This window comes from Psychrobacillus sp. (assembly GCF_056205495.1).
The window spans coordinates 1-3176 of record NZ_JBAEAP010000056.1; the positions used below are offsets into that span (position 1 = coordinate 1).

The 3176-nt window shown below is 38.0% G+C and carries 4 protein-coding genes; all 4 read left to right on the forward strand.

Features of this window, described 5'->3' with window-relative positions; all coding sequences use genetic code 11:
- Positions 1-413 precede the first annotated feature (413 nt).
- The 4 genes from AC06OU_RS01820 (at position 414) to AC06OU_RS01835 (ending at position 3097) form a co-directional block, all read left to right on the forward strand.
- The gene (locus tag AC06OU_RS01820; RefSeq protein WP_475853582.1) at positions 414-1250 is read left to right on the forward strand and encodes a glycoside hydrolase family 16 protein; all 837 of its coding nucleotides are present in this window, start codon (positions 414-416) and stop codon (positions 1248-1250) included.
- A 23-nt stretch (positions 1251-1273) separates the two neighbouring features.
- Entirely contained in the window at positions 1274-2623 is a 1350-nt protein-coding gene (locus tag AC06OU_RS01825; RefSeq protein WP_475853583.1) for a glycosyltransferase family 2 protein, read from the forward strand.
- A 96-nt stretch (positions 2624-2719) separates the two neighbouring features.
- Positions 2720-2914, forward strand: a complete 195-nt coding sequence (locus AC06OU_RS01830; RefSeq protein ID WP_475853584.1) for a hypothetical protein — start codon at positions 2720-2722, stop codon at positions 2912-2914.
- 6 nt (positions 2915-2920) lie between these two features.
- Positions 2921-3097 (forward strand): hypothetical protein, encoded by a 177-nt coding sequence (locus AC06OU_RS01835; protein ID WP_475853585.1) that lies wholly within the window; start codon positions 2921-2923, stop codon positions 3095-3097.
- The last annotated feature ends 79 nt before the right edge of the window (positions 3098-3176 follow it).

Consider the following 3176-nt stretch of genomic DNA (forward strand, 5'->3'; position numbering starts at 1 on the left):
TCCTCTATTATCCCTTAACATTCCTCAATATATTATTAAAAAAACTCATAACATTCCTCAGTATTTCTAAAAATAAAATTATCTTAATATTAGTAATACAGTTTGGATGCAGCTTTTACTATTTATTTAAAATAACGAGTCATTTCATATTAGTTTCGAGTTGTTCTCCTTATGCAAAGGATTTTGGTTCTTTCCTGCCTATTGAGCAATCATCATTTTTTATTAAGTAAATGGAACTACCACTAGCAAGTAGATCTGATAAAGGAAGGTGAAAAAGATTGAAATAAACTAAATACATTAACTTTTCTGATATTTAATACTTTATACATTAAAATTTATATGCTTAAATTCCTAATTTGAGGTATTAAATTTCTACTATATGAATATACTTCTCTTGCAAGGAGGAGCTAACCATGAGGGTATTTATGATTCTATTTATATTTTTCTTAGCTGGATGTAGTGTGCCTGTAAGTGATACTCCAGTGACTATAGAAGAGGAACAAGTACACACAGAAAAATCACAAGAAGAAGAGGTGGAGATCATAAAGCATCCAACTGAGCCGACAATCGTAGAAGTTCCATATGAGGATCAGCACACAGAAGCTGGCTGGAAGCTTACCTTTCGGGATGAATTTGACCTGGATCAGGTCTCCTCTTCTAACTGGAACCTTTTAAATAGCGGCTACAAAGATCATGGTAGACTACATCACTACTTACCAGAACAGGTAACCTCCGATTCTGGTGTTTTAAAGCTAGAGGTTAGTGATACCCCCTATCAAAGCTACCCTTATCGTTCCGGAGCCGTTACGACACAGGGCTTACACCAGCAAATGTATGGAAAGTTTGAAATAAGGGCTAAATTCCCAAAAGGTCAGGGGCTATTCCCTGCTATTTGGCTGCTCCCTACCGACCATTCGTCTTATCCGGAAATCGACATAGTGGAGATGCTTGGCCAATTGCCTAATGAGCTTTGGCATGTTTCTCATCAGAAGGAAGGTAGCCGTGCATTTCACTTGAATGAACATGTAGATGGTTCCGAGTGGCATACGTATACGCTCGATTGGTCATCGGATGAGCTCATTTTTTATATAGATGACGAAATAACCTTCCGAACAAGTAATGTTTCTCATACAGAAATGTATTTACTCATGAATGTAACAGTGGGTGGTACTTGGGTTGGTGACCCTGACTCTTCAACAGAATTCCCTTCTCGTATGGAAGTGGATTATGTAAGGATATATCAAAAATAATAATTTGAGAAAGAAGGATTCATTTGGATTTAATATCTATTAGCTTAACAATAATCTTTGCACTTTATCTGTTACTACAATTGAAGTATATATACAGCTCTCTGAACACCACTAAAACGAAGCTTCTAATTTTGCCAGAGAAAAAGATTTCTGTATTGATACCTGCATACAATGAGGAGCTCGTTTTAAAACAATGCTTAGATAGCTGGTTTCGGTTGGATTATACGGATAAAGAGGCCATATTTATAAATGATGGTTCGACGGATGCTACCTTACACGTATTACAGGAAATGCTTGACTTAGAGGTGACTACTAGAGACTCTGCTGTCCTCTTAAATACTAGGGGCATTAAAAATATTTACCTAAGTAAAAAATATCCTGACATTCTAGTTGTAGATCAGTATAACGGTGGAAAATCAGCAGCCTTAAATACAGGGATTGCTATTGCCACTGGTGAGATTGTCATCACCTTGGATGCCGATTCAATATTAGAAAAAAATAGCTTAAACAAGATTAATGAAGCATTTGTGGATCCAAAGGTGATAGCTGGAGGCGGCATGGTCCACGTTGGTCAGCTCATCAATAAGCAAGGCCTTATTAATTACTCTAAAAACTGGATTATTAAGTATCAGACCTCTGGTTATCTATCATCCTTTTATGTTAGGAAGGTAACTCAAGCAAAACTAAATGTATTAAATGTAGTGTCTGGGGCCTTCGGGGCTTTCAGAAGAGATGTTCTTCAACATATTGGTGGTTATCGAGATACGCTTGGAGAGGACATGGAAATCACCTTCCGTCTTCAAAAATATATGCACAAAAGAAATATGGGAGAAAAAATGATTTTTATACCGGAGGCTGTCTGTTACACAGAGGTTCCAGAGAATTTTGCATCCCTGATGCACCAGCGCATTCGCTGGCAAAAAGGATTTATCGATTGCATTAATCTATACAAGAAAGACTTTTTCACTAGCTTGGGCAAGAAGTTTTCGGGTTTTCTCTTATTTGAGTCAGTTACTCTTAGTGTCATTGGTATGCTGGCAATGATTATTCTTCCCCTTTCCATCATACTCGGGAACATATCTGGCATTACGATCCTGTTGATGGCTATCGCTTGGTTAAGCGAATTTATACTCCGTTTAGTGGCAGTTCAACGTGCAGGACATTACGGCTACAAATTTTCTTTTTTACACTGGCTGCGTATCATCCTGTTCACGATGTGGGAATCTATCACCTATCGCTTTCTGGACACCTTTTTCTTTACTTACGGCACTATTTTATACTTTTTCGGAAGCAGAACGAATTGGAACAAGCTAACTAGAAGCGGTGCTGTACATTTTGAAGACATCGAGCCTGCAAAGGTAATTGCCCAATAAACTAAAGTGATAGATAAATAAACTTCTACTGTAGATAAAGAGGCGATTTCAATTAGAGAGATATTCACTGTCATTAGTATAATTGGATTGATAATCATGGGGTTGCTTGTATTCGAGCCCTTTCGTACCGAGCCTCCCTTACCTTCTATTACGGCAGGCGACACACATATCTCTACTACACAAGGTTACTATTGTTGGAGTGGAATCCTGTCTACTGCCTGCGCTAACCCAGTCAGACCGTTAGACTCTCCTACCTCGGTTTCGCCAGGAGAAGAAATTAACATAGAATAATTTAGGATGAAACCAGTTGCGGAATCCCTGAAGGTGGAGCAAGGCAAAAATAATGTCACTCAAATTCCGATTCATGATCATATCTTCGTAGCTCCAAAAGAAAAAGGGCTCTATCTCTACAATCTGACAGCTTTCTGGAACAATGGAGATGGGAACTATGCTTTTTCGATTATCGTGGAATAGAAAGAAAGAATCCATTCTAAAATAAAATGGATTCTTTCTGTTTCTATTCATTTACACTTGTCGGCGTTGCTTCCTTTAC

Coding starts and splice junctions, on each gene's coding strand:
- AC06OU_RS01820 (WP_475853582.1), top strand. CDS start 414: ATGAGGGTATTTATGATTCTATTTATATTTTTCTTAGCTGGATGTAGT.
- AC06OU_RS01830 (WP_475853584.1), top strand. CDS start 2,720: ATGGGGTTGCTTGTATTCGAGCCCTTTCGTACCGAGCCTCCCTTACCT.
- AC06OU_RS01835 (WP_475853585.1), top strand. CDS start 2,921: ATGAAACCAGTTGCGGAATCCCTGAAGGTGGAGCAAGGCAAAAATAAT.